This is a genomic window from Planococcus sp. CPCC 101016 (genome assembly GCF_007859295.1).
Lineage (GTDB): Bacteria > Bacillota > Bacilli > Bacillales_A > Planococcaceae > Planococcus.
Genome location: NZ_VOHB01000002.1, coordinates 2,365,379 through 2,391,248 on the forward strand (window position 1 = coordinate 2,365,379; position 25,870 = coordinate 2,391,248).

The 25,870-nt window shown below is 44.3% G+C and carries 23 protein-coding genes, 1 tRNA gene and 1 riboswitch; all 24 genes read right to left on the minus strand.

The annotated features are described in order from the left end of the window. Window positions 1-200: 200 nt before the first annotated feature. Window positions 201-1,472, minus strand: a complete 1,272-nt coding sequence (gene clpX / locus FQV26_RS11275) for an ATP-dependent protease ATP-binding subunit ClpX (RefSeq protein WP_146557569.1) — start codon at window positions 1,470-1,472, stop codon at window positions 201-203. 173 nt (window positions 1,473-1,645) lie between these two features. After that, window positions 1,646-2,932 carry a trigger factor gene (gene tig, locus FQV26_RS11280; protein WP_146557570.1) on the minus strand — a complete coding sequence of 429 codons (1,287 nt, stop codon included), beginning with the start codon at window positions 2,930-2,932 and terminating at the stop codon, window positions 1,646-1,648. Window positions 2,933-3,034: 102 nt separating this feature from the next. Continuing rightward, a complete protein-coding gene (locus tag FQV26_RS11285; protein ID WP_146557571.1) occupies window positions 3,035-4,015 on the minus strand; it encodes a tetratricopeptide repeat protein in 981 nt (326 codons plus the stop codon). A gap of 87 nt (window positions 4,016-4,102) precedes the next feature. After that, window positions 4,103-4,402 carry a TIGR04104 family putative zinc finger protein gene (locus FQV26_RS11290; protein ID WP_146557572.1) on the minus strand — a complete coding sequence of 100 codons (300 nt, stop codon included), beginning with the start codon at window positions 4,400-4,402 and terminating at the stop codon, window positions 4,103-4,105. 184 nt (window positions 4,403-4,586) lie between these two features. Continuing rightward, window positions 4,587-4,660 (minus strand) — tRNA-Arg (locus FQV26_RS11295). Window positions 4,661-4,804: 144 nt separating this feature from the next. Continuing rightward, a complete protein-coding gene (locus FQV26_RS11300) occupies window positions 4,805-5,410 on the minus strand; it encodes an XTP/dITP diphosphatase (RefSeq protein WP_146557573.1) in 606 nt (201 codons plus the stop codon). Beyond that, window positions 5,407-6,156 carry a ribonuclease PH gene (gene rph / locus FQV26_RS11305; RefSeq protein ID WP_146557574.1) on the minus strand — a complete coding sequence of 250 codons (750 nt, stop codon included), beginning with the start codon at window positions 6,154-6,156 and terminating at the stop codon, window positions 5,407-5,409. Before rph ends, FQV26_RS11300 begins: the two co-directional genes overlap by 4 nt. 77 nt (window positions 6,157-6,233) lie before the next feature. Further along, window positions 6,234-7,037, minus strand: coding sequence for a glutamate racemase (racE, locus tag FQV26_RS11310; RefSeq protein ID WP_146557810.1), 804 nt, complete (start codon window positions 7,035-7,037; stop codon window positions 6,234-6,236). Window positions 7,038-7,053: 16 nt separating this feature from the next. Continuing rightward, window positions 7,054-7,506 (minus strand): MarR family winged helix-turn-helix transcriptional regulator, encoded by a 453-nt coding sequence (locus tag FQV26_RS11315; protein WP_146557575.1) that lies wholly within the window; start codon window positions 7,504-7,506, stop codon window positions 7,054-7,056. Window positions 7,507-7,581: 75 nt separating this feature from the next. Beyond that, window positions 7,582-8,049 carry an acyl-CoA thioesterase gene (locus FQV26_RS11320; protein ID WP_146557576.1) on the minus strand — a complete coding sequence of 156 codons (468 nt, stop codon included), beginning with the start codon at window positions 8,047-8,049 and terminating at the stop codon, window positions 7,582-7,584. Between the two features lie 232 nt (window positions 8,050-8,281). Continuing rightward, a complete protein-coding gene (gene sdhB / locus FQV26_RS11325; RefSeq protein WP_146557577.1) occupies window positions 8,282-9,052 on the minus strand; it encodes a succinate dehydrogenase iron-sulfur subunit in 771 nt (256 codons plus the stop codon). Between the two features lie 22 nt (window positions 9,053-9,074). Next, a complete protein-coding gene (sdhA, locus tag FQV26_RS11330; protein ID WP_146557578.1) occupies window positions 9,075-10,823 on the minus strand; it encodes a succinate dehydrogenase flavoprotein subunit in 1,749 nt (582 codons plus the stop codon). Between the two features lie 45 nt (window positions 10,824-10,868). After that, entirely contained in the window at window positions 10,869-11,483 is a 615-nt protein-coding gene (locus tag FQV26_RS11335; RefSeq protein WP_146557579.1) for a succinate dehydrogenase cytochrome b558 subunit, read from the minus strand. A gap of 409 nt (window positions 11,484-11,892) precedes the next feature. Beyond that, window positions 11,893-13,119, minus strand: a complete 1,227-nt coding sequence (locus tag FQV26_RS11340; protein WP_146557580.1) for an aspartate kinase — start codon at window positions 13,117-13,119, stop codon at window positions 11,893-11,895. Between the two features lie 139 nt (window positions 13,120-13,258). Then, window positions 13,259-13,433: riboswitch (Lysine riboswitch) on the minus strand. Between the two features lie 37 nt (window positions 13,434-13,470). Further along, entirely contained in the window at window positions 13,471-15,267 is a 1,797-nt protein-coding gene (uvrC, locus tag FQV26_RS11345) for an excinuclease ABC subunit UvrC (protein WP_146557581.1), read from the minus strand. Window positions 15,268-15,321: 54 nt separating this feature from the next. Continuing rightward, entirely contained in the window at window positions 15,322-15,636 is a 315-nt protein-coding gene (trxA, locus tag FQV26_RS11350; RefSeq protein WP_008431421.1) for a thioredoxin, read from the minus strand. Between the two features lie 156 nt (window positions 15,637-15,792). Next, a complete protein-coding gene (locus FQV26_RS11355) occupies window positions 15,793-16,758 on the minus strand; it encodes an electron transfer flavoprotein subunit alpha/FixB family protein (protein ID WP_146557582.1) in 966 nt (321 codons plus the stop codon). Window positions 16,759-16,883: 125 nt separating this feature from the next. After that, window positions 16,884-17,657: an electron transfer flavoprotein subunit beta/FixA family protein gene (locus FQV26_RS11360; RefSeq protein WP_146557583.1), complete on the minus strand. Its 774-nt coding sequence runs from the start codon at window positions 17,655-17,657 to the stop codon at window positions 16,884-16,886. A gap of 20 nt (window positions 17,658-17,677) precedes the next feature. Beyond that, complete coding sequence (locus FQV26_RS11365; protein WP_146557584.1) at window positions 17,678-18,451, minus strand: enoyl-CoA hydratase; 774 nt, start codon at window positions 18,449-18,451, stop codon at window positions 17,678-17,680. An 18-nt stretch (window positions 18,452-18,469) separates the two neighbouring features. After that, window positions 18,470-19,054: a fatty acid metabolism transcriptional regulator FadR gene (locus tag FQV26_RS11370; protein WP_146557585.1), complete on the minus strand. Its 585-nt coding sequence runs from the start codon at window positions 19,052-19,054 to the stop codon at window positions 18,470-18,472. 96 nt (window positions 19,055-19,150) lie between these two features. Next, on the minus strand, window positions 19,151-20,842 hold the full coding sequence (locus FQV26_RS11375) for an AMP-binding protein (protein ID WP_146557586.1): 1,692 nt from the start codon (window positions 20,840-20,842) through the stop codon (window positions 19,151-19,153). A gap of 279 nt (window positions 20,843-21,121) precedes the next feature. Then, a complete protein-coding gene (locus tag FQV26_RS11380) occupies window positions 21,122-21,535 on the minus strand; it encodes a DUF350 domain-containing protein (protein WP_146557587.1) in 414 nt (137 codons plus the stop codon). Window positions 21,536-21,558: 23 nt separating this feature from the next. Next, a complete protein-coding gene (locus tag FQV26_RS11385) occupies window positions 21,559-23,919 on the minus strand; it encodes an endonuclease MutS2 (RefSeq protein WP_146557588.1) in 2,361 nt (786 codons plus the stop codon). Window positions 23,920-24,116: 197 nt separating this feature from the next. Then, on the minus strand, window positions 24,117-25,823 hold the full coding sequence (gene polX / locus FQV26_RS11390) for a DNA polymerase/3'-5' exonuclease PolX (protein WP_146557589.1): 1,707 nt from the start codon (window positions 25,821-25,823) through the stop codon (window positions 24,117-24,119). Window positions 25,824-25,870: the final 47 nt, after the last annotated feature.

Consider the following 25,870-nt stretch of genomic DNA (forward strand, 5'->3'; position numbering starts at 1 on the left):
GGCTATGCGGCTGAAAACACGCCACTTCACCGGATCGTCTTACCCCTGTCGGAGCTAAATGGCTGCTTCTGCTTTTCTAACAAAAACGGACTAACTCAGAACGCGCGGATGCGCACGATCAAGAGTCAGCCCGTATCATCCTTTTTGATTGGTTCACTTAGCACTCAGCGAGAAAGTTCCACTGGGTCATGTTCCAGTCATTATGCGGATGTTTTCTCGTTATTGTCGTTAACGTACACGGAGCCATCTTCCAAGATAAGTTTAGGCTGTACGCTATCCGCAACAGTTTCTTTAGTAATGACACATTCAACGATATCTTCACGTGAAGGAAGATCAAACATCACTTCAAGCATGATGTTCTCGATAATTGAACGGAGTCCACGGGCACCGGTTTTGCGTTCAATCGCAAGTTTTGCAATTTCAACAAGTGCACCAGGTTCGAAAGTCAATTTAACGCCATCAAGCTCCATCATTTTCTGATACTGCTTGATCAATGCATTTTTAGGCTCAGTCAAAATTTCGACCAATGCTTTTTCATCCAATTGCTCAAGGCTTGCCAATACCGGCAAACGGCCGATGAACTCTGGAATCAAACCAAATTTCAATAGATCTTCAGGAATCAACTGGCTGAGCAATGATTTATCATCAAGCTCTTCTTTGTTCGGGTCTGCACCGAAACCGATGATTTTATTGCCCAGACGGCGTTTGATGATTTGATCCACTCCGTCAAAAGCGCCACCTACGATGAACAAGACGTTCGTCGTATCGATTTGGATAAATTCCTGATGAGGATGCTTGCGTCCGCCTTGTGGGGGTACGCTCGCGGTTGTGCCTTCCAAAATTTTCAGAAGGGCCTGTTGTACACCTTCACCAGAAACATCGCGTGTAATCGATGGGTTTTCGGATTTGCGAGCCACTTTATCGATTTCATCGATATAAATGATTCCTTTTTCTGCGCGCTCAACATCATAATCTGCAGCTTGGATCAGCTTCAATAGAATGTTCTCCACGTCTTCGCCGACATAGCCGGCTTCCGTCAATGAAGTTGCATCTGCAATCGCAAACGGCACGTTCAGAATACGGGCCAAAGTTTGAGCCAGTAAGGTTTTACCGCTCCCTGTTGGTCCGATTAATACAATATTGGATTTCGACAACTCAACATCATCAATCTTACTGTTGGAATTGACGCGTTTATAGTGATTATATACTGCTACAGCCAGTGACTTCTTCGCTTTTTCCTGACCGATTACATAGCCATTCAAAATATCCAGAATTTCTTTTGGCTTAGGCACTTCTTTGAATTCTACTTCTTCATCTGTACCAAGCTCTTCTTCTACGATTTCCGTACAAAGCTCAATACATTCGTCACAAATATAAACACCCGGTCCTGCGACCAGTTTACGAACCTGCTCTTGTGGTTTGCCACAAAACGAACATTTTAAATGCTCTTTCTCGTCATTGAATTTGAACAATGTATTCACCCCTATTCAAGCCATTATCTTACAAGATTATCGTAATTGTAGCAACTATTTAGATTCACAGTCAATTTTGCGGCTGTGGATGTATGAATTCAGTGTTCTATGTAGCGGAAAACAAGGTGCGTCTCCGCACCTTGTTCGCCTATTCTATATTTATTGCTTATGTGTTATTCAGAGATTTTAGCGTTGTCCACTAGGAACTCGACTGTATTCTGCATGCGGATATCATTTTCAAGCATTTCAGTTCCACCTAGAGCTGTTTTGATCTGTTCAATGTCCATGTTGAATTGACCAGCCATTTTTTCTAGCTCTTTGTCGATGTCTTCTGAAGTTACTTGCATGTTTTCAGCTTCAGCAATTGCCTCAAGTGTCAATGAAACGCGTACGCGTGTTTCAGCATCACCGTGCATTTGCTCACGAAGTGCAGCTTCGTCTTGGCCTGAGAACTGGAAGTACAACTCAAGGTTCATACCCTGTTGAGTCAAGCGCTGTTCGAAATCACTCATCATACGGTCCATTTCAGTATGGATCATTGCATGAGGAATATCGATTGTTGCGTTTTCAGCCGCTTTTTGAACCAATTCGTCGCGAAGCTTAGCATCAGCAGCAGATTTTTTCTCAGCGATCAAGCTTTCTTTCATTTTCGTGCGTAGTGCATCCAAGCTTTCAACTTCTGGATCAATTTCTTTAGCCAGCTCGTCGTTCAACTCTGGAAGTTCTTTGCCTTTAACTTCGTTTACTTTCACTTTGAACGTTGCAGCTTTTCCTGCAAGTTCAGCAGCGTGGTATTCTTCTGGGAAAGTGACTTCTACGTCTTTTTCTTCTCCAGTTTTTACGCCAACCAACTGCTCTTCGAATCCTGGGATAAATGAGTTTGAACCGATTTCAAGGGAGTAGTCACTGCCTTGTCCGCCTTCAAATGCTTCTCCATCTACAAATCCTTCAAAATCGATAACAGCTGTATCGCCTTCAACGATCGCTTCGTCTTCTTTAACAGTCAACTCAGCCAAACGCTCCTGGTTTTCTTTCAACTGGTTTTCGATATCTTCGTCAGTCACTTCAGTATCAGGTTTTGATGCTTCAAGACCTTTGTATTCGCCAAGCTCAACTTCAGGTTTTACAATCACTTTCGCTGTAAATACTAGCGGCTGGTTCTTTTCGATCGTTTCAATGTCGATTTCAGGACGGTCAACTGGGTTGATTCCTGCTTCTTCAACTGCATTCGCGTAAGCGTCAGGCAGGATGAAATCCAATGCGTCCTGGTAAAGTGATTCAACGCCAAAACGTTTTTCGAACATTTGACGAGGCATTTTCCCTTTACGGAAGCCTGGTACGTTAATTTCTTTTACAACTTTCTTAAACGCTTTATCAAGACCTGCGTTTACTTCTTCTGCAGGAACTTCGATTGTAAGAATCCCTGTGTTACCTTCTTGTTTTTCCCATTTTGCTGACATATTATAAGCCCTCCAAACATTTTCTACAAAGTCATTTTACGTTTTATACGAATTTTGACAACTTCAATATTATAGCACACATAGAGTCAGGTTCAACTATTTCTACCCATTCCTCATCTCGAACCACAGTTCAGCCTGCTGGATCAGCTCCAGCAGCTTCTCATCTTCATCGAATGAAGTCAGTCCGCTGAACAGTCCTTCTGTATAATCCATATACCCTTGAGCCACTTCCGCTTCTTTGTAATCGTCCCAAATGAACGGATACAGCAAGTATATATGGCGTTCAAACAGTTCTTTTACCAATTCAAGCCGCGTTGGGTCTTTCGCTAGCGCATCTTCCATAATCGCCATAATGCTTCTGATCCGGCTATTGTTTACTGGGTCTGGCAATTCGCTGATATGGAAGGTTCCTTTATAATTGAATTTCTGAACTGCCACTTCCGCTTCAATTTTTTCCTGATACAACATGAACAATATGTATGTCTTCGTCAATAAATCAGCTTCCGGATGTTCAATAATTGCCAACAACTTCTTTTTTATCGCCTGATAGGACGTGGTCGGCAAATCCAGAATCAGCTGTTCCTGCTCAGCAGGGTGCAATGCCAAAAATGGTTCGATTGCATAAAGTGATGCATCCACTTTTTCAGTCGCAGTGTTGGCAACAATCCGCTCGTTTAGCTCCCGCAGTTGGTGAAACTGCTCCAGCCGTTCTTCGGGCAGCACTTTTTCTTCTATTAAAACTTCGATCATTTTTTCCGCTTCTTCAAATTCACGGACTTGCATCAAAATACTTATGTATAACTCCATGGTTTCCAGGTAATGGATCGGACCGACATTCAACAATTCGCGGCATACTTCCAAGGCTTCTTCGAATTCACCAAGTTCATATAGGCAATAGGTATAGCCACCTAATGCAGCTGCGTGTTCAGGCTCGTAAGAAAGCACCTGATACAGGCTATCACGGGCATCTTCGTACTTTTCTTCTTTAAGAAACGTCATCCCTTCTGCCAGCAAGCGGTTTACTGTCGTCGGAAAGACAATTACATTCCCTTTGCGCTTTAAATCCCTGTATTTCTTTCGCATCCTACCACCTCTTTTGTATCTCATAATCATAACATATTCCCGTTTGGCCGAAAATAAAAACCTTATTCCCGCAATAATAATCTCTCTTTACCACAGTGGTTTCTGCTCATTGCTCAGCTCTATCATTTTAGGAATTAAGGACAGGTCGACAATAATTAAACTCGACATCATCATGATTGTATAGGACAGGGGAATATCCCAGATTGTTGAAAAAGGCAATGGCAATAATACCAGCCAGTTTATGTATGTCATGCGCTGTTTTGATTTGGGTGTTGCATACTGACTGCTTTGGCAATGTGGACAATTCATGGCTCCGCTGAACTTCCAAGAAGCCTTCATCGTTTGCTTCCAGCTCCACCGGATTCCACAACTCTTACATGTCGGCATTCGAACACCTCCCTCTTATAGTACGAACCAAAAAAGATTTAGTTCCAGATTGATTTTTATTATGCTAAGACGCTTGGGCAAGACGCCGACTTCATTAATCGAAACCAGATTTAGAAAAAAAAACCTCTCCACCGTTCACTGAACGATGGAGAGGTTTCTCTTTGTACTATGTACATTCCTATAATGTCCCAGGAGGGATTCGAACCCCCGACCGACGCCTTAGAAGGGCGTTGCTCTATCCAGCTGAGCTACTGAGACCAAAGCTTTCTTGAAGTCCAGACAGTGGCACCTGCTGTTGCGGGTGGCTTCGCTTTTCTAACGAAAGACAATTTTAATTATAGGAATGATTTTAAGAAAAGTCAATGCTATTTTAAAAAAATATTAAAAATAATAATGAACTTGTTAGTTTTGTTCAGTTAGCCACGCAGGCATGCTTTTATTGAGCTGGCGCAGCGCATTGCCGCGATGCGAAATCGCTGCTTTTTCATGAGGTTCAAGCTCAGCCATCGCTTTATCCTGAGCCGGAACAAAAAAGATAGGATCGTAGCCAAAACCACGGTCTCCACGGCGCTCATGAAGAATCATCCCTTCACATGAACCGGAAAAGGTTTCAGTCTTCTGCCCTGGAGCTGCCACTGCCAGAACACAGCGAAAACGGGCTGTGCGCTCACTGTTCGGTACGCCGTCCAATTTATCAAGCACTTTATTCATATTCGCTTCATCGCTCTTGTCAGCGCCTGCATAGCGGGCTGAGTAGACACCCGGCTCGCCATTTAACGCGTCGATTTCCAGGCCGCTATCGTCTGAAATGACTGGAATGCCTAACTCTTTTGATACTGTTTCGGCTTTCAGGATAGCATTTTCTTCAAATGTCACTCCGGTTTCTTCCACGTCCATGTCCTGCGCTACATCGAGCAGCGTCAACACTTCATAGCCCAATGGCGACAGCATCGTTTCAAAATCCTTGGCTTTGCCTTTGTTTTGAGTCGCAATCACTATTCTTTTCATCGTTCTGCAGTCACCTTTTCACCAATTCGCCCGGCAATGTCGCCCAGCGCTTTACGCTGCATCGCGATCAATTGGCTGATTCCTGCTTCTCCAAGGTCCAGCAATTCGTTCAACTGAGCACGAGTGAAAGTGGATTCTTCTCCTGTGCCCTGCAATTCCACAAAATGCCCTGCGCCTGTCATCACCAAGTTCATATCCACTTCCGCACTTGAATCCTCGATATAATTCAAATCAAGAATGGGTCCGTTTTCAGCTGTTATGCCGACACTTGTTGCAGCAAGAAAGTCGGTGACCGGGAATGCCGGCAAATCCAATTTTCCGATGGCCATTGTCATCGCGATAAATGCACCTGTAATGGACGCTGTACGCGTTCCGCCATCTGCCTGGATAACGTCGCAATCAATCCATAATGTCCGCTCACCCAGCTTCTCCAGGTCAACTACTGCGCGTAGTGCACGTCCGATTAAGCGCTGGATCTCCATGGTGCGTCCTCCGATTTTACCGGCTGATGCTTCGCGGCGGTTCCGGCTATTCGTAGCGCGTGGCAGCATGGAGTATTCTGCAGTAATCCAACCCTTGCCCTGGCCCCGCAGGAAACCGGGCACTCTGTCTTCAATGGTTGCCGTACAGATGACTTTCGTCTGTCCGACTGTGATCAATACCGAACCTTCTGGATGAATCAAGTAGTCGACGTCCACTGATACGGGACGCAGTTCGTTTGTTTGTCTATTATCTATGCGTGTCATAAAAATCCTCCTTGTATATGCTCAAATAGCTTACCATATTTCGCTGACAACGACAAAAACCTGACGGCTGTGAGCCATCAGGTTTTGTGGAATCGTATAGAGTGGATGATTGGTTCATCGATACCCAGCCATTTTTCGATGATGGAGCCAAAAATTTGCGTAGACCCCGATGTATAGAAATGATGCACCGGCGGCTGGCTCCATTCTGCAAATTGCTTTTTATAGCTCAAGTAACGCTCGACATCTTTTGCCGTTTCTTCGGCCGACGACAGCACATGCACCGTATCGCCAAGAACTTCTTCAATAAACTCCTGCAGCAATGGGTAATGCGTACAGCCCAAAATTGCCGTATCGAATTCTTCATGAGCAATAGTCGCCAATGTGTCCTGAACGATCCGGTGAGCGAACTCGCCTTCGTATTCATCACTTTCAACCAAGGGAACAAAACGAGGGCAAGCCAACTGCACAACATGCGAAGAAGAAACCAGTGACAGGATCGCTTTTTCGTATGCCCCACTCTGCACCGTTCCCAACGTACCCAAAACGGCGATCTTTTTCGTCGTTGATGATTTAATTGCTGCTCGTGCCCCTGGAAAAATAACCCCAATTACAGGAATCGGCAAGTTTTTCTGCAAGGAGTACAGCGCTGCTGCTGTTGCAGTATTGCAGGCGATGACCAGCATCTTAATATTCTTTTTCATCAATGCATTGGCCATTTGCCATGTATAGGTCCGCACTTCCGAAAGCGGACGTGGTCCGTAAGGGCATCTGGCATTATCACCGATATAGTAAATTTGCTCATTCGGCAACAGTTTCATTATTTCTTTTGCGACGGTAAGGCCGCCGACCCCTGAATCAATTACTCCGATTGGCGCATTCAACGTCATCGCCTCTATCCTATTTCATGTTTGTGTGCAATTTCTCAAGTAAGCCTGCAAATTGGACTGCTTCTTCTTCAGTAAAATTGGCTAATACTGTTTTCAAGTATTCTTGGCGCTTCTGGATAACTTCTTCAATAACCCGTTCGCCTTCTTTTAATAACTTGATCCGTACGACGCGGCGATCCTGCTCTTCGCGAATACGGACAACCAGTTCATTTTTCTCCATACGGTCAACCAGATCAGTTGTCGTGCTAAACGCTAAGAACATCTTATTCGACAAATCGCCGATTGTCATGTCTCCATGTTCAAACAGCCATTGCAGCGCGACGAATTGAGGCGGTGTAATGGTGTAAGAATTTAAAATTTCACGGCCTTTTTGCTTGATGATTCCAGAAATATAACGCAATTCCTTTTCCATAAAGGCTATACGTTCTAAATCATGGCTGATATCTTGTTTATCCTCATTCATTACAATTAACCACTCCTTGAAAAACCTATCTTATTTCTATAGTGAAGGTTTTTTATTGATATAGCAAGAACTCCCTTATTTTTTCGCAGCAGCCAATTGACCTGTCCGGAGCATTTCAATGTCCTGTTTTGTCCACGGATGCCCTTTTCCTGTCTGTTTTGAGATTTGGACAATAGCCCCTCTTCCCGTAAAGCATGTCTCCCCTTTTTCATTGACAGTCCAGTAATGGACATCAACAGAAGATGTGCCGACTCGCGCTATCTTGACATGAACATCTAATTTTTCATCGAAAAAGACCTGCTGGACAAAATCCACCTGCATATCCGCTACGACTGGAAACAACTCGTTCCCTTCCTTAAGCCAACGCTGCATCAGCCCCATCTCTTTCATGAATTCAATACGCGCGAATTCAAAATAAGCGATCGGCACTGTGTTATTGACATGCCCGAACATATCGGTTTCAGAAAAACGGACCTGCACCGGAGCGGAGAAGAAAAAGTCCTGCTTCCACTCTTCAAAATCATCAATATAATTCGCTTTCATAAGAAACCTCCGATAAAGTAGCTTTCGTTAATAAAAAAGAAATCACTTTTATATACTGATTTTATTGTTCTTATCAAAATATTAGTGGGTTGCAGAATATCAACTACAAATTAAATTTGACTCAAGTATTCTTTTTCATTTTCTTAGTATATCAAAAACTTTCTTAAAGAACAGGCATTTTCTAATCTGGACAAAATTAAAAACCCCGCCGCAGCGGGGTTTCCAATAAATACTAGTCAACCATTCTATCGCTTCCGAAGAAGTTGCGGAACATTTGAACAGTGGTATCGCGGTTCAACGCTGCGATTGAAGTTGTCAAAGGAATTCCTTTTGGACAAGATTCTACACAGTTTTGAGAGTTACCGCAGCTTGCCAATCCGCCTTCGCCCATGATCGCGTTCAAACGTGCATCGCGGTTCATGGCACCTGTTGGATGAGCGTTCATTAAACGAACTTGTGAAAGTGGTGCAGCTCCGATGAAATCGGATTTATCGTTAACGTTCGGGCATGCTTCAAGACATACGCCGCACGTCATACATTTAGATAGTTCGTAAGCCCATTGGCGTTTGCGTTCAGGCATACGTGGTCCTTCTCCAAGGTCATGCGTCCCATCGATCGGCACCCATGCTTTGACTTTCTTCAACGAGTCAAACATACGGCTGCGGTCGATGACAAGGTCACGGACAACAGGGAATGTTTTCATCGGCTGAAGGCGGATCGGCTGTTCCAATTGATCGACCAAAGCAGTACATGATTGACGCGCCTTGCCGTTGATGATCATTGAACATGCGCCACAAACCTCTTCCAGACAGTTCATATCCCAGTTTACAGGAGTGGTTTTCTTCCCTTCCATGTTGACAGGGTTACGACGAATTTCCATCAATGCCGAAATGACATTCATGTTCATTACATATGGCAACTCGAACTTTTCCCAATACGAATCTTCATCCGTAGAGTTTCTGCGCTCGATTTCAAATATAACCGTTTTTGCTGCTTCACCCATGGTAAATTAGCTCCCTTCTATATTATGCTTTAGCTGAATAATCACGTTTACGCGGTGGAATCAACGATGTATCGACTTCTTCGTAATGGAAGATAGGTGCATCATAGCCATTGAATTTAGCCATCGTTGTTTTCAGATATTCTTCATCATTACGTTCCGGGAAATCCGGTTTGTAATGAGCCCCGCGACTTTCGTTCCGGTTGAGTGCCCCGATTGTGATCACTCGAGCTAAATGTAGCATATTTCGCAATTGACGTGTGAACATTGCACCTTGATTGCTCCAAAGCTGAGTGTCGGTGATGCTGATATGATTGAAACGTTCAAGCAGTTCCTGGATTTTTTCATCCGTCTTCTGCAAACGATCGTTGTAGCGTACTACCGTTACATTGTCTGTCATCCATTCGCCCAGTTCTTTATGGAGAACGTAAGCGTTTTCTGTGCCATCCAATGCCAAAATTTCTTCCCATTTGCGTTGTTCTTCTGCTTCAGCTTTTTCGAAAATAGCTGAAGGCAGATCTTCCGCCAATACTTCAAGTCCTTTAACGTATTCTAAAGCGTTCGGTCCTGCGACCATTCCGCCGTAAATCGCTGAAAGCAATGAGTTAGCGCCCAGACGGTTACCACCGTGCTGAGAATAATCACATTCACCTGCTGCCAACACACCAGGGATGCTTGTCATCTGATGGTCATCAACCCATAATCCACCCATTGAATAATGGACAGCCGGGAAGATTTTCATCGGTACTTTACGAGGGTCATCACCTGTGAATTTCTCGTAGATTTCGATGATTCCACCTAATTTGATATCAAGTTCTTTTGGATCTTTGTGTGAAAGATCCAGGTAAACCATGTTCTCGCCGTTAATGCCGAGTTTTTGGTTAACGCAAACATCAAAAATTTCACGTGTTGCGATATCACGCGGCACAAGGTTTCCATAAGCTGGATACTTTTCTTCAAGGAAGTACCAAGGCTTGCCGTCTTTGTAAGTCCAAATACGTCCGCCTTCCCCACGTGCTGATTCTGACATCAAGCGCAGTTTATCGTCTCCTGGAATCGCTGTCGGGTGAATTTGGATAAATTCGCCGTTCGCATAGTAAGCGCCTTGCTGGTAGACGATGGAAGCCGCTGAACCTGTGTTGATGACCGAGTTCGTCGATTTCCCGAAAATGATTCCCGGTCCGCCGGTTGCCATAATAACAGCATCTGCACGGAACGATTTGATTTCCATTGTCGTCATATTTTGAGCTGTAGTTCCTTTTGCTATACCTTGCTCGTCAAGAACAAGACCAAGGAATTCCCAGCCTTCGTATTTTGTGATCAGTCCGCTTACTTCGTAGCGGCGAACCTGCTCATCCAATGCATACAATAATTGCTGGCCAGTTGTTGCGCCGGCAAACGCTGTTCTGTGGTACATCGTTCCACCAAAGCGGCGGAAGTCCAAAAGACCTTCCGGCGTACGGTTGAACATAACGCCCATACGGTCAAACATACGGATGATTCCTGGTGCTGCATCCGCCATTGCTTTTACAGGGCGCTGATTCGCAAGGAAGTCGCCTCCATAAACAGTATCATCAAAGTGGATATCCGGAGAATCCCCTTCACCTTTTGTATTAACCGCTCCGTTGATCCCGCCTTGCGCACATACTGAGTGGGACCGTTTAACGGGAACGATTGAAAATAAATCAGCGGGAGAACCTGCCTCTGCAACTTTAATTGCTGCCATTAAGCCGGCAAGGCCACCACCGACGATAGAAATTTTGCCCTTCGCCATGTTAGTATTCACTCCTCTTTTAGTTCACCAATGATTGAGACATTCTTAAACGAATGCGAACAATGCTCTGATACCAATGATCGATAATACAATAAATACTAGAAGCGTGAAATAAGTTGCATTACGCTGTGATGCTTCGGATTGTGTAATTCCCCAAGTTACAAGGAAAGACCAAATTCCGTTTGCAAAGTGGAAAACCGCTGCCAAGACGCCGACGATGTAGAATGCCAGCATAAATGGATTGTTTAAAATGTTTTCCATCATATTGAAATCAGCTTCAGCAGCTGCTCCGATCGCAACTTGGAATCTTGTTTCAAAGACATGCCAAGCGATGAAGACTACTAGGAAGACACCTGTATAGCGCTGTGCAACGAATAGCAAGTTACGCATATAGCTATAATGTCCCGGGTTGTTCTTCGAAGTAAACGCTATGTATAGACCGTAGAACGCGTGATACATGAGCGGTAAATAGATGACAAAGATCTCCAAGAAGATGACGAATGGAAGATTTGCCATGAAGTGAGATGCATTATTGAATGCCTCTACTCCTTGCGTAGCAAAATGGTTGACGATTAAGTGCTGCGTCAAGAATAAACCGATAGGAATGATCCCCAACAATGAGTGCAGCCTGCGCATTAAAAATTCACGATTATCCAAAATTTTACCCCCCTCAAAACATTAATTGGCAGCGTCCAAAGCAAACGATATATTACGAAAGCACCTGAAGCCGCACACCATCATGATACAATAATATGACATATTTATTGTACTCTTCCGAACTTAGGAGCGTCAAGGCAACGAGACTCTTTTAAAGAGATAGTTACTATGCATTATTATGTGTAAAAACGCTCTATCTATATAGAAACTCCGCAGAATGTAACCGTTTTAGCAGAATCATATCAAAAAGCGATTCTCTAATTGAGAATCGCTTTTCAGGTCAAAATCGCACTATTCTACTGTTTACAACAATGTTGCGTTTTTGCCATTGAGAATTTGAACGTTCTGTGAATTTTTTCACTTACTGTCTTTATTAAAGGATGAATAGCAGTTTTCCAAACGGTATTTTAGTTCAAGAAGTCTGGATATCAGAGAGGCCGTAGGAATCATGTAACGCATTCGCCGATTTTTCCATATCAGCTTCCGGTACGACTACTGAAATTTTGATCTCTGAGGTACTGACCATTTTAACCGGAATTTCTTGTCTTCTTAAAATATCAAACATCCGCGCGGCTACACCGGGATTGGAGACCATGCCAGACCCCACAATCGACACCTTCGACAAGCCAAGCTCGACGTCCAGCGACAAGAAACCAATCTCCTCTTGCGCTTCAGTCAAGACACGGCGTGTTTCCTCAAGGCTTTCCTGATTGATGGAAAAAGAGACTGAAGGCGGAAATTCATCGCTGATGCTTTGGACGATGATATCCACGTCAATTTGATTTTCTGCAAGCTTCGTGAAAATATTAGCCAAGGATCCGTTGAACGGTTTTTTGTAAGTTACAGTTACACGCGCGATTCCCGGTTCGAACGCGACACCTCTGACGATTAAGTTTTTCTCCACAGTGATCACCTCTTGTATGATTGTGCCAGGCTCATCTGAATAACTTGCTCTGACGGATAATGGTACATGGTTGTTCTTCGCAAACTCGACTGCCCGCGGATGCAGAACGCCCGCTCCAAGATTCGCAAGCTCCAGCATTTCATCATAAGAAATCTGGTCCAGCTTGCGCGCACCTGTGACGTATCTTGGATCGGATGTATAGACACCATTGACATCTGTATAGATTTCACATTTCTCTGCTTTTAAAGCTGCAGCAAGTGCCACAGCTGTCGTGTCAGATCCACCACGCCCAAGAGTGGTAATATTGCCAATCTTGTCCACTCCTTGGAAACCTGCGACTACACAAAAAAAACCGTTATCCAGCACGCGTTCAAGCCGCTCGGTATGGATTTGTTCGATACGGGCATTGCGCGGCACGGACTCTGTTTCGATTCCCGCTTGCCATCCAGTGAACGATAACGCCTCATGGCCGAGTTTTTTAAAGGCCATGGCTAACAAAGAAATGGTAACTTGCTCTCCTGTTGCAAGCAGCATATCCATCTCCCGCTTTGGCGGTTCAGAAGAAATCTCCCCTGCGAGTCCGAGCAGCGTATCCGTCGTCTTGCCCATTGCCGAAACAACAATGACCACTCGCTTGCCCTGTTCTTTTTCACGAATAGCCCTTTTGGCTACTCCAATAATTTTTTCTGGAGTCGCAACAGACGTGCCTCCAAATTTCATAACGATCGTTTCCATTCCATTCACTCCCACATTTAGTATGTGGCCCTCAATATGACTGGCGGTGTTGCTACATAACAGCACCTCCAGACACAAAAAGAGGCAGCTCACCGCAACCGCGGCAAACTACCTCTTTAATCATGTACGAAAAACGTCCATGTGAGATAGCCCTCCAGAGATTGACTCTGACAGCTCTGCACTTCTTAAATGCAGAACCAGCATGCGCAACAGCAGTAACACGCACACTTCGGCGACCGTCCCTTTCACCATCCATCTCAGATTCTGCAAATCTCCGAATGCTTACTTATAACGTTCGCGCCTCTATCATCACTTTTCCAAGTGATTCAATTATTCTCTTACAATATCATGTTACGATTCGCTTGGCAATGTATCTTCTGCAAAATGCTGCTCAATGGATAATGCCAATGCTTCCGGTATTCCGGCTTCTTTTATTTCTTCTACGGATGCTTCTTTTATTTTCTTGACAGATCCAAAATGCTTCAGCAGCTGCTGTTTGCGTTTTGGCCCCACTCCTTCAAGACCATCGAGCGCCGACTGAATCGAGTTCTTTCCACGCAGCTGACGATGGAAGGTGATGACAAAACGGTGGACCTCGTCCTGGATCCGCTGCATCAAGTAGAAAGCTTCACTGGTCCGTTTTAAAGGAACAATTTCAGCTGGCGAGCCATACAATAACTGAGATGTCTGGTGCTTCGCGTCTTTGGCAAGACCAGCAATCGGAATTGATAAGCCGAGTTCGTCTTCCAAAATTTCACGCGCCGATTCCATTTGCCCTTTGCCTCCATCGATGACAATCAGATCCGGCAAAGGCAAGCCATCTTTCAAGACACGGGAATAGCGCCGCCGAATGACTTCACGCATTGCTGCATAATCATCGGGCTTCGAAGCATTGCGTGTTTTGTATTTACGGTAATCTTTTTTGGACGGTTTTCCGTCAATGAACGTAATCATCGCAGAAACGGCATCGGCTCCTTGAATGTGGGAGTTATCGAACGCTTCAATACGCAAAGGCGTCTGGATATTCATCGCTTCGCCGAGGTCTACACAAGCACCGATTGTCCGTTCTTCCTGGCGCTCCAGCAGCTGAAACTTCTCTTTGATAGCAATTTCGGCATTTTTCTTCGCCAGCGCCACCAAATCTTTTTTCTTTCCGCGCTGCGGAACCAGCACCCGAACTCCCAGCCATTCTTTCAGCATCTCTGGATCGTCAGCTTCCGGAAGCAGGATTTCATTTGGTTTTACGTGATTTGCTTTTTCATAGAACTGACCCAGGTAAGTTAAAAACTCTTCTTCCGGATCACGGTATAACGGGAACAGCGACACGTCGCGTTCAATCAGTTTACCTTGGCGCACAAAAAAGACTTGCACGCACATCCAGCCTTTGTCGACTGCATAGGCAAACACATCGCGATTGGTGAAATCGTTCATCGCCATTTTCTGTTTTTCCATAACGGTTTCAATCATGGAGATTTGATCCCGGTATTCCTTAGCCCGTTCAAACTCCAGATTTTCTGCTGCCTGAGACATCTTTTCGACCAATTCATGCTTCACTTCACGGAATCCGCCATTTAGAAATTTGGTGATGCCATCGATCATTTCCTGATAAGTCTCTTTTTCTACAGGCTTCACACAAGGTGCCAGGCACTGCCCTAAATGGTAGTACAAGCAAACCCGGTCGGGCATCTTGTGGCATTTGCGCAGTGGGTACAAACGGTCGAGCAGTTTTTTTGTTTCCGCTGCTGCGTAGGCATTTGGATAAGGACCGAAATACTTGCCTTTATCCTTCTTCACCTGACGGGTCGTGATGAGCTTGGGATGACGCTCTCCTGTAATTTTTAAGTATGGATAGCTTTTATCATCCTTCAGCATGATATTGTATTTCGGATCGTATTTTTTGATCAAATTCAATTCCAGAATCAAGGCTTCTTTGTCAGAAGACGTGACAATGTATTCGAAATCCTCGATTTCATTGACCAAGCGCTGCGTTTTTGCATCATGGCTGCCCGTAAAATACGAACGCACCCGATTTTTAAGAACTTTTGCCTTGCCCACATAAATAATGGTATTTTGGCGGTCCTTCATCAAATAACAGCCCGGTTGATCAGGCAGTACTGCCAATTTATGCTGAATCAATTCATTAGCCATCTATTATCTCACCCTATTAAAAAACCGGGCGCCATTACTGGACCCGGTTAAGAATTATGCGTGTTTTTCAACCAATTCAGCCAATGCTTCTTTTGGTCTGAAACCAACTACTTTATCAACTGTCTCGCCGTCTTTCATCAATAACAAAGTCGGAATTGACATGATGCCGTAATTTCCAGCTGTTTCCTGGTTTTGATCCACATCAACTTTTACAATTTTAACTTTATCGCTCATTTCAGCGTCTAATTCTTCTAGGACTGGAGCGATCATTTTACATGGTCCGCACCAAGTTGCCCAAAAATCTACTAAAACGAGTCCTTCTGATACTTCTTGTGAAAAGTTCTGATCTGTGCCGTGTACGATTGCCATGAATAATTCCTCCTTATGATTAAACCAAACTATATACAGAGTATAGCATGCGATAAAAACACTAGCTATTTTTTTGCCTACTCTTTCATTACCCGGCATTTCCTGCTTTTAAACGAAAAATGGCGGCAGGTCTATTCGACCTGCCACCACTCAAAATTACATAACCTTCTTGAATTCTTCAGTTAACATCGGAATGACTTCGAACAAGTCTCCAACAATGCCGTAATCAGCAACTTTGAAAATGTTCGCTTCCGGGTCTTTATTGATCGCAACGATCACTTTCGAGTTGGACATACCGGCCATGTGCTGGATAGCTCCAGAAATACCTGCTGCGATATACAAATCAGGTGTTACCACTTTGCCTGTCTGTCCGATTTGTAGAGAGTAATCGCAGTAATCCGCATCACAAGCTCCACGCGAAGCTCCGACAGCACCGCCAAGAAGATTCGCCAATTCCTGCAAAGGTTCAAATCCTTCTGAGCTCTTGACGCCACGGCCACCAGCGACGATCACTTTCGCTTCAGAAAGATCGACACCTTCAGATGATTTGCGCACTACGTTTTTGATGATTGTCCGTAAGTTTGTGATATCCACAGACAATGAAGTGACTTCACCTGAACGTTCTTGTCTTTCAAGCGGAGCAATGTTGTTTGAACGCACTGTAATAAAATCAACGCCTTCTTTTAACTTCACCTTTTCAAATGCCTTACCTGAGAAGATTGGGCGAATGAAAACTGCATCATCGCCTTCGCCTTCGATATCCGTTACATCTGAAATTAATCCAGCTTGCAACTTGGATGCGATTTTCGGCGCCAAATCTTTGCCGACTGCTGTATGGCCAAAGACAAGACCTTCTGGATTTTCCTGTTCAACGACTGCCATAAACGCCTGTCCATAGCCGTCAGATGTATAGGACTTCAAGTGTGGATGTTCAACCGTTACGACACGGTCAGCTCCGTATGCGATCAATTCGTTGCCGAAATCAGCAACTGAATCCCCAATAAGAACGCCTACTACTTCTCCGCCTCCTGAAATTTTCTTGGCAGCTGCAATTGCTTCAAATGAGACATTACGCAAAGCGCCTTCGCGCGTTTCGCCTAAAACTAATACTTTTTTCGCCATAGTCCGTTTACCCCCTAAGTAGATGTGAAAATATGTGGAATGTTAATTAGCCGGTATTCAAATGGAAGTACCCAACTCTTTGGACACTATGCCTTTCAGAGCTGAACAGGCACTTCCGCTTTTCGTTATATAACCTTCGCTTCGTTGCGCAGCAGGCCTACCAGTTCTGATACCTGGTTGGAGATGTCGCCTTCAAGAATACGGCCAGCCGCTTTTTTCGGAGGCAAGTAAATTTCGATTGTTTCAGTTTTCGCTTCAACATCGTCTTCTTCGATATCCAAGTCATCCAATTCCAATTCCTCAAGCGGTTTTTTCTTCGCTTTCATGATTCCTGGAAGTGATGGATAACGCGGCTCGTTCAAGCCTTGCTGAGCAGTTACCAGAAGCGGCAATGATGTTTCCAATTCTTCCGCATCCCCTTCGATATCACGGACGATGGTTACGGTATCGCCTTCAATGTTCAAGCTTGTAATTGTCGTAACATAGTTGATGCCAAGCAAATCGGCAACACGCGGTCCAACTTGTCCAGAGCCGCCATCGATTGCTACGTTTCCTGCCAAAATCAAGTCAGCTTCTTTGTCTTTCAAGTATTCAGCCAGTATGTACGCAGAAGTAAACTGGTCCATTTCTTCAATATCGTCTTCTGTATTGATCAATACAGCTTTGTCAGCGCCCATTGCAAGTGCTGTGCGCAGCTGTTTCTCTGCTTCGTCGCTGCCGATTGTGACCACTGTCACTTCGCCGCCGTGTGCGTCACGCACTGTGATTGCTTCTTCAATTGCGTACTCATCGTAAGGATTGATGATGAATTCCGCTCCGTCTTCCTGGATTTGTCCACCTGAAACGACGATTTTCTCTTCTGTGTCAAACGTACGTTTTACCAATACATAAATGTTCATGAACGTAAACCTCCCAAGTATTATTTCCCTTTAAATTGTGCTTCACGTTTTTCCAGGAAAGCCTGGATTCCTTCTTTTGCATCTTCTGAAACAAAAACGGTTCCAAAAGATTGTGCTTCAGCATTTACGCCTTCATGGTATGAGGCGGGCTTGGTGTACTGCAACATCTCAATCGCCGCTTTGACAGAAACCGGGCTTTTTTTCGCAATCTTCCGCGCAATTGAAAGCGTTTCCGAAAGTAAGTCTTCTTCTGCATAAGCACGATTAGCCAAACCATACTGGGCTGCTTCTGTTCCGGAAATCGGATCACTCGTCAGCAGCATCTCTGCCGCTTTCGCTGCCCCTACATATCTCGGCAGGCGCTGCGTACCAGCAAATCCGGGAATCAAACCTAATTGAAGCTCCGGTAATCCCAGTTTAGCATTTTCAGTAACAAATCGCATATGGCAACTCATTGCCAATTCCAATCCGCCGCCTAAAGCTGCTCCATGGATCGCTGCGATCACCGGTTTATGGAAGGTTTCAACACGTTCAAAAACTTCCTGGCCGCTCGCGGATAATTTCGAAAATTCTTCTCCTGAAGATACTTGCGTAAACTCCTTGATGTCAGCTCCTGCGGAAAAGAACCTTCCTTCTCCATGGATGACGACGACGCGAACTTCTTCATCATTTTCCACTTGGTTCAACAATTCATCTACTTCCAAAATAAGTGAACGCGACAGTGCATTTGCCGGTGGGCGATTAATCGTCGCTACAGCTACCCCATCTTCTTTCTTCCAACTGATAAATTCCATCCAATTGAGCCCCTCTCTTTAAGCCTGCATGCCTTTCAGCAGCATACGCTGAACTTTCGGTGCGAGTTCGACTAAATCATACTTATGGTCATTCATGACCCATGTCGTGATGGTCTCATCCATTGTACCAAAAACCATCTGTCTGGCTAAACGAATATCCATTGCTGCATCAAATTCTCCGTCTTCCATGCCTTTGACCAAGATTTTGTCCATCAGCTTCAAGTATTCCCGCAGCACGTTATTAATCTTCATACGAATTTCATAATTGGACTGCCGCAGCTCGAGCTGCGTAACAATTGCTAAATGAATGTCACTTGCCAAAAGTTCAAAATGACTTTCAATCATCAGTCCTAATTTGGATGCAGCATCCAAGTCACGAGAGATGATTTGTTCCAGCTTGCTAACAAAAACACCCATCTTCTCTTGAAATACGGAAATCAAAATATCTTCTTTGTTTTTGAAATACAAATAAATGGTTCCATCGGCTACACCAGCCTGTTTAGCTATTTTTGAAACCTGCGCCTGATGGTAGCCATTTTCTGCGATGACAATAACTGCCGCATCAATGATTTGCTTATATTTCGGCTTATCTTTTTTTACCATACTGTCACCACCCAAAAAAATATGAAAATATGAATGGCGATTCATTCATATTTTCATATTATAGTTTATTCAATAATGTGTCAAGTTATTATCCACTTACGATGGAACCGCTTCGTTTTGTTTCGCGACTTCTTCGTCCACCAGTGAACGGCGCAGAATTTTTCCGACTGCTGTTTTCGGCAGTTCTTTGCGGAATTCATAAATGCGCGGCACCTTGAATGAAGCCAAATGTTCGCGACAGTGAGCATTGAGTTCCTCTTCTGTTACAGTATACCCTTCTTTCAGCACAATGTATGCTTTTACTGTCTCACCGCGATATGGATCTGGTATTCCAGCCACCACACATTCTTGAATGGCTTCGTGTTCATACAGCACTTCTTCGATTTCACGTGGATAGATATTGAAACCGCCCGCAATAATCATATCTTTTTTACGGTCAACAATAAAGAAGTGTCCTCCCTCATCCATATAGCCAAGGTCTCCAGTCAATAACCATCCATCGACGATTGTTGCTGCCGTCTCTTCCGGCTTATTCCAATAACCTTTCATCACTTGCGGGCCTTTAATGGCAATTTCTCCAATTTCACCTGGCGGAACCGGATTTGTTGTGCCGGTCTGGAATATTTTGCAATCTGTATCCGGATATGGCAGTCCTACTGAACCTTTTGTCCGTTCTCCCCATACCAAATTTGAATGGCTGACCGGTGAAGTTTCCGTAAGTCCATAGCCTTCAACCAATTTACCGCCAGTCAGCTTTTCAAATTTCTCCTGCACTTCCGCCGGCAATGGCGCTGAACCGCTTAGACACGCTTCAATCGAAGACAAATCGTATTTTGCGATATCGGGATGATTCATCAATCCAATATAAAGTGTCGGTGCGCCAGGGAAAAGAGTAGGCTTTTGTTTATTGATGGTCTTCAATGCTGTTTCCGGATCGAACTTAGGCAGCAGCACCATCTTATTGCCAAGCATCACGGATAGAATCAATACCGTCGTCAAGCCATAAACATGGAATAGCGGGATGATGCCCATAATCGTCTCTTCGCCTTTTTTGCATCTATAAAGCCAGCTGTCGCACATCGTTGCATTTGAGATGATGTTTTTATGAGTCAGCATAACTCCTTTTGGAGAGCCAGTCGTTCCGCCAGTGTATTGCAGCAAAGCCAGGTCTTCCTCGAAATCGAAAGGCGTTTCCACAACAGTCGGTTGTGAGGTTTTCATGACTTCAGTGAACAGGTGATTAATGCCTCTGTGTTCGACTTTGACGGTCATGCCATACTGTTTTTTCTGGATAAACGGATAAACCATATTTTTTGGGAAGGTTAGGTAATCCTTAATACCGGTGACAATAACATTTTCCAAGTCTGTTTGTTTCAATGCTTTTGAAATTTTTGGAAACAGGATGTCCAGCCCAATAATAGCCTTTGCACCCGAATCTTTCATTTGGTAAGCAATTTCCCTTTCTGTATAAAGCGGATTGGTCATAACGACTACCCCGCCGGCATAGAGGATGCCGTAAAAGCTGATGACCGCTTGCGGACAGTTCGGAAGCATAATCGAGACCCGGTCACCTTTTTTAATGCCGATCTTCTGAAGATAATTGCCAAACTTCATCGAGGATTGATAAAGTTCCTCATAAGACAGTTCCTTGCCCATGAAATGAATGGCCACTTTTTGCGGGTATTTCTCATATGCCTTTGTTAAATATTCCTGTACCGGCATGCTCGGATAAGACAGCGTATGAGGAATTTCCGGCGGGTAATGTGCGAGCCATGGCTTTTCTGTCATTCTTTTGACCTCCTACTATTTATTAGAATCGTGCGAATATTCCTATTTTTAATTATAGAGAAAAATGATACCGCTTTCAAACTTTATTTCAAAATATGTTGAAAGAATAGCAAACATATGAAATTACCCACTAGAAGCCGGTAATTTACACATAAAAAAAGCCAGCTCAAGGCTGGCTTCTATCCTTCACAGGATGAACAGAAAAATGACTCCCACAATCAAAAAGATTGCGCAAAAAACGAAAAGAATCTTTATAAGGTTTTCCATGACATCCAACTCCTATTGAATACTGGCTCCGATGACAAACGATAGTCCGACAGAGATGGTCATTGAAATGAAACCGACAGAGCGGTTATCCTGCTCAATTTCATCATCCACTTTAAATTTAGGCGTCAGGAACTCAAACAGAATATAAGCAAAAATCAGCAAAGTAAAACCGAATAGCCCCCAACCGATCATTTCAAATAAGGAATTATGCTGTTCGATGGAAAAGCGGAAAATATTGGTGACCCCAAAAATCTTTCCGCCTGTCGCCATCGCCACTGACAAATTGCCTTTTTTGATTTGTTCCCAGTTATTGTATTTTGTCACCATTTCGAAAATCACCATGGAGACGATCAAGCATAAAACTACCACACTAAAATAGCCAGCAGATTCCACCAGCGGATGTGTCCAAAATCCTGTTTCTGTCATTTCTTATACTCCTCTGCGGAAACTTACTTTAATTCGGCAACGGTCACACCGGAGCCGCCTTCCCCTGCTTCACCAAAACGGTAGTTTTTCACTCGCGGATGTTTTTTCAAATATTGTTGGACACCTTGGCGCAATGCACCTGTCCCTTTTCCATGAATGATCGACACTTGATGGTAATTTGATAGTAACGCATCGTCCAGGTATTTTTCAACACGTGCCAATGCATCTTCATATCGTTCACCGCGCAAATCGAGTTCCATTTTCACATGGCTGTCACGGTCTTTCAACGTTGCCATGGTCCGAGTTTCTTTCTGCTTCTCCGGTTTTGTATAAGATAAATCAGATTCAGGCAATTTCATCTTCAAAATACCGATTTGGACAATCCATTCATTTTTCGACACTTTCTCAACCAACGTACCTTTCTGTCCAAAAGAAATCACTTTGACTTCGTCATTTGGCTTCAAAGGTTTCGCTGCATTGTCTTTAGCCGCTTTTTTTAAGATGCGATTTTGAGGCATGGCATCTTCCAGCCGTTTCTTTGCGTCAATCAGCTCATGCTCTTTAACCGATGACCCTTGATTGAGTTGCATTTTTCGCAATTCCGATATGACGGCTTCCGCTTCTGCCCTTGCCTGATCGACAATTTTCCTTGCTTTTTCTTTTGCTTTTTCTTCCAGCCGTTCTTTTTGCTGCTCATATTCTTCCAGCTGCTGTGCCAGCTCTTTTTTCAACCGCTCGGATTCTGCTAAGACTTCCTTGGTTTTCTCAGCGTCGTGTTCCGCTTCGCGGCGACTCTTTTCAAGAGACGCAATCATCGAATCGACCGCTTTGCTGTCAGCACCCGTAAAGCTCTTGGCATGATTGATGATATGCTCAGGCAAGCCAAGACGCTTTGAAATTTCAAAGGCGTTGCTTCGGCCAGGCACTCCGATCAAAAGACGGTATGTTGGGCTTAATGTTTCCACATCAAATTCTACGCTGGCATTTGCCACACCTGGGCGATTAAAGCCATATGCTTTCAATTCAGGATAATGCGTCGTCGCAATGACACGCGCACCCCTGCCATGAACTTCGTCCAATAAGGAAATAGCCAAAGCGGCACCTTCCTGAGGATCTGTACCTGCTCCGAGCTCATCGAAAATCACTAAAGAATTCTCATCAAACTTTGTTAGGATATCAACAATGTTGACCATGTGGGAAGAAAAGGTACTCAAGCTTTGTTCAATCGACTGTTCATCACCGATATCCGCAAAAATTTGATCGAATACCGCCAATTCAGAGCCGTCGAGTGCCGGCACCGGCAATCCGGATTGCGCCATCAATGTCGACAGTCCGACAGTTTTCAAGGTGACCGTTTTACCGCCTGTATTTGGTCCTGTGATGACGATCGCTGTGATGTCCCCACCGAATTCAATATCGTTCGGCACCACTTCATCTTTTGGAATCAAAGGATGGCGGGCTTTTCGTAAATTGATATAGCCTTCAGTATTCATCACCGGCTTTGTGCCTCTATGGGCTGAGCCGTATTTCGCTTTTGCCAGGATCAAATCAATTTCTCCCAGAACTTCAACCAAGACGAATAATTCATGTGCCACTTCCTGCACCTGCGCTGAGAGCATGAGCAGGATGCGATCGATTTCTTCCTTTTCCTTCATCTTGAGACGGCGCACTTCATTATTCGCCTGTACCACTGCATCTGGTTCAATAAACAGTGTTTGTCCTGAAGAAGATTGGTCATGCACAATGCCGCCATAATGGCTGCGGTATTCTTGTTTAACCGGAATAACAAAACGGTCGTTTCGGATTGTCACTATGGAATCCGATAACATTTTCGAGGCATTTTTTCCGCGCACCAGGCTTTCGAGCCGTTCACGGACTCGGCTTTCCTGTGTCCGCAATTGCTGGCGGATTGAACGCAATTCAGAGCTCGCGCTGTCCAATACAGCGCCGTTATCGTCAATACAAATGTTGATGGCATGCTCAAGAGCAGTCAGAATTGGCATTGATTCTTTTTTCTCCAGGAAATGCGGAATTTGAATCACCGCTTCTTCCTGAATCGTTTCAAAAAACTGGCGCAAAATCCGGCTCGCGCGGATGGTCGATGAAACCTCCATCAACTCCATTGGACTCAGGCTTCCGCCAATTTGAGCCCGACGTGCATGCATACGGATATCAAAAATTCCGCCCATCGGCACATTATTTTTAACACGCAATACTTGCGCGCCTTCATCCATCTGTTCTAGTAATCGATTGACTTCATTTATATCCGTGGATGGCAATAAATTATCCACATGGGCTTTTCCGAGTGACGAAGTACAGTAACGTGCTACTTCATTGCGAATTTTATAAAATTCAAGTGTCCTTAATGCGCGTTCTGCGATCATTCAAGACCCTCCTAACGTTGAATATACGTAATATTTAATACATCGATATTCAGAAAAACAACTCCGCTTTCGAATCTGCAGTATGCAGCTGACGCGACAAGTCATTGCGGTGTCAGCTGCTACAGGTTTGCGTAGGAGTCTTCGCTGTTTCTTTTATACCTTGGTATTATTATATGCAAATAGAATAAAACTATTCCTCACTTATGGTTCAAGTATTCTTTCAGCTTTTCAAGCGACCATGTATTTACCACCGTGTCTTTTTTCAACCAGGCTTTTTGGGCATGTTTGACACCGGTTCCCATGACTTCCAAGCCTTCGATCGCGTGCGCATCCGTATTGATAGCTACCGGAACGCCTTTTTCCTGTGCCATCACTAAATATGGAACAGCCAAATCCAAGCGGTAAGGACTGGCGTTCAATTCGACGATCTTGCCGTATTCTTTTGCCCAATCCAAAATCTGCTCAACATCCGGGTCGTAGCCTTCACGCTGACCTACGATTCTGCCGGTCGGATGCGCAATCATATGCACGTACGGATTTTTCATGGCTGTTAATATGCGTTCCATGATCTGTTCCTGCGGCTGTTGGAAACTTGAATGGATGCTGGCAATGACAAAATCCAACTGCTTTAATAGTTCATCGTTAAAATCAAGAGTGGCATCAGGCAGAATATCCATTTCTGTACCTGACAGCACTTCAATTGCCGGGTATTGTTCATTTACTTGACGGATTAGGGCATGCTGTTCTGTCAATCGCTCAGGCGTCAAGCCGTTTGCGACTTTCAAATATTGCGAATGGTCGGTGATGACCATGTATTGATATGATTTCGCTATACACGCTTCAATCATTTCATTCAACGAATTGGCGCCATCCGACCAAGTAGTATGCATATGCAGATCGCCTTGAATGTCTTCGATTGTCACCAACTCAGACAATTCATCCAAGCGATCCAATTCGCGGCCATCTTCCCGCACGGATGGCGGAATGAATGGCAAGCCAAAATGCGCAAAAAAATCTTTTTCAGATTTAAACGTCGCAACAGATCCATCTTCCTGCTCTACTCCGTACTCAGAGATTTTTTTATTCTGAGATTTCGCTAACTGCCGCATTTTCACATTATGGTCTTTCGATCCGGTAAAATGATGCAGCGCCGTTACGAATTCTTCCGGTGCTACCAGTCTGAAATCGACATCGATCGGCTCCAGCACATCGACGGTCACCGACACTTTCGTGTCCCCTGAAGCAATTGTCTCCTGTACAGGCAAAGCTGCAAGCAATTGTTCTTTTACGCGTGCCGGCTCAGCAGTAGCAATGATGAAGTCCAGGTCCTTGCTGGTTTCTTTGGTTCTGCGGAAACTACCGGCCACCGAATACTCTGTTACTTCCGCAATCGTAGTAAGTACATCTTTGATGAATGCCACCGTTTCCTCTGTTTTCCAAATTGGCTGACGATCTGGTTTCGTTTCAAAATCATTTAACTCTTTTAAGATTTTTTCTTCTGATTTCGGACCGAATCCTGGAAGTTTCTGGATTTCATTGTTCAAGCAAGCTGTCTTTAAAGCTTCCATTGAATCAATCCCCAGTTCCTTGTAAAGCTTGGCAATCTTCTTGCCGCCCATTCCTTGAAGCTTCATCATCGGGACAAGACCTTTCGGCACTTCTTCCTGAAGCTCTTCCAGAACCGTAGACTTGCCGTCATTGATCAATTCCAGAATGACATCTCCAGTCCCTTTGCCAATGCCTTTAAGTTTAGTGACATCTTCCATTTCATCCAAGCTGCGCTGGTCCAGTTCAAGCGCTTGGGCAGCTTTACGGAAAGCCGATACTTTAAACGGGTTTTCCCCTTTGAGTTCCATGTATAACGCAATTTTTTCAAGCGTTCTGATGATAATCTTCTTATTCACCAAGAGCCCCCCATTTCGATTAAAAAAACTTCCCTCGTAAGAGAGAA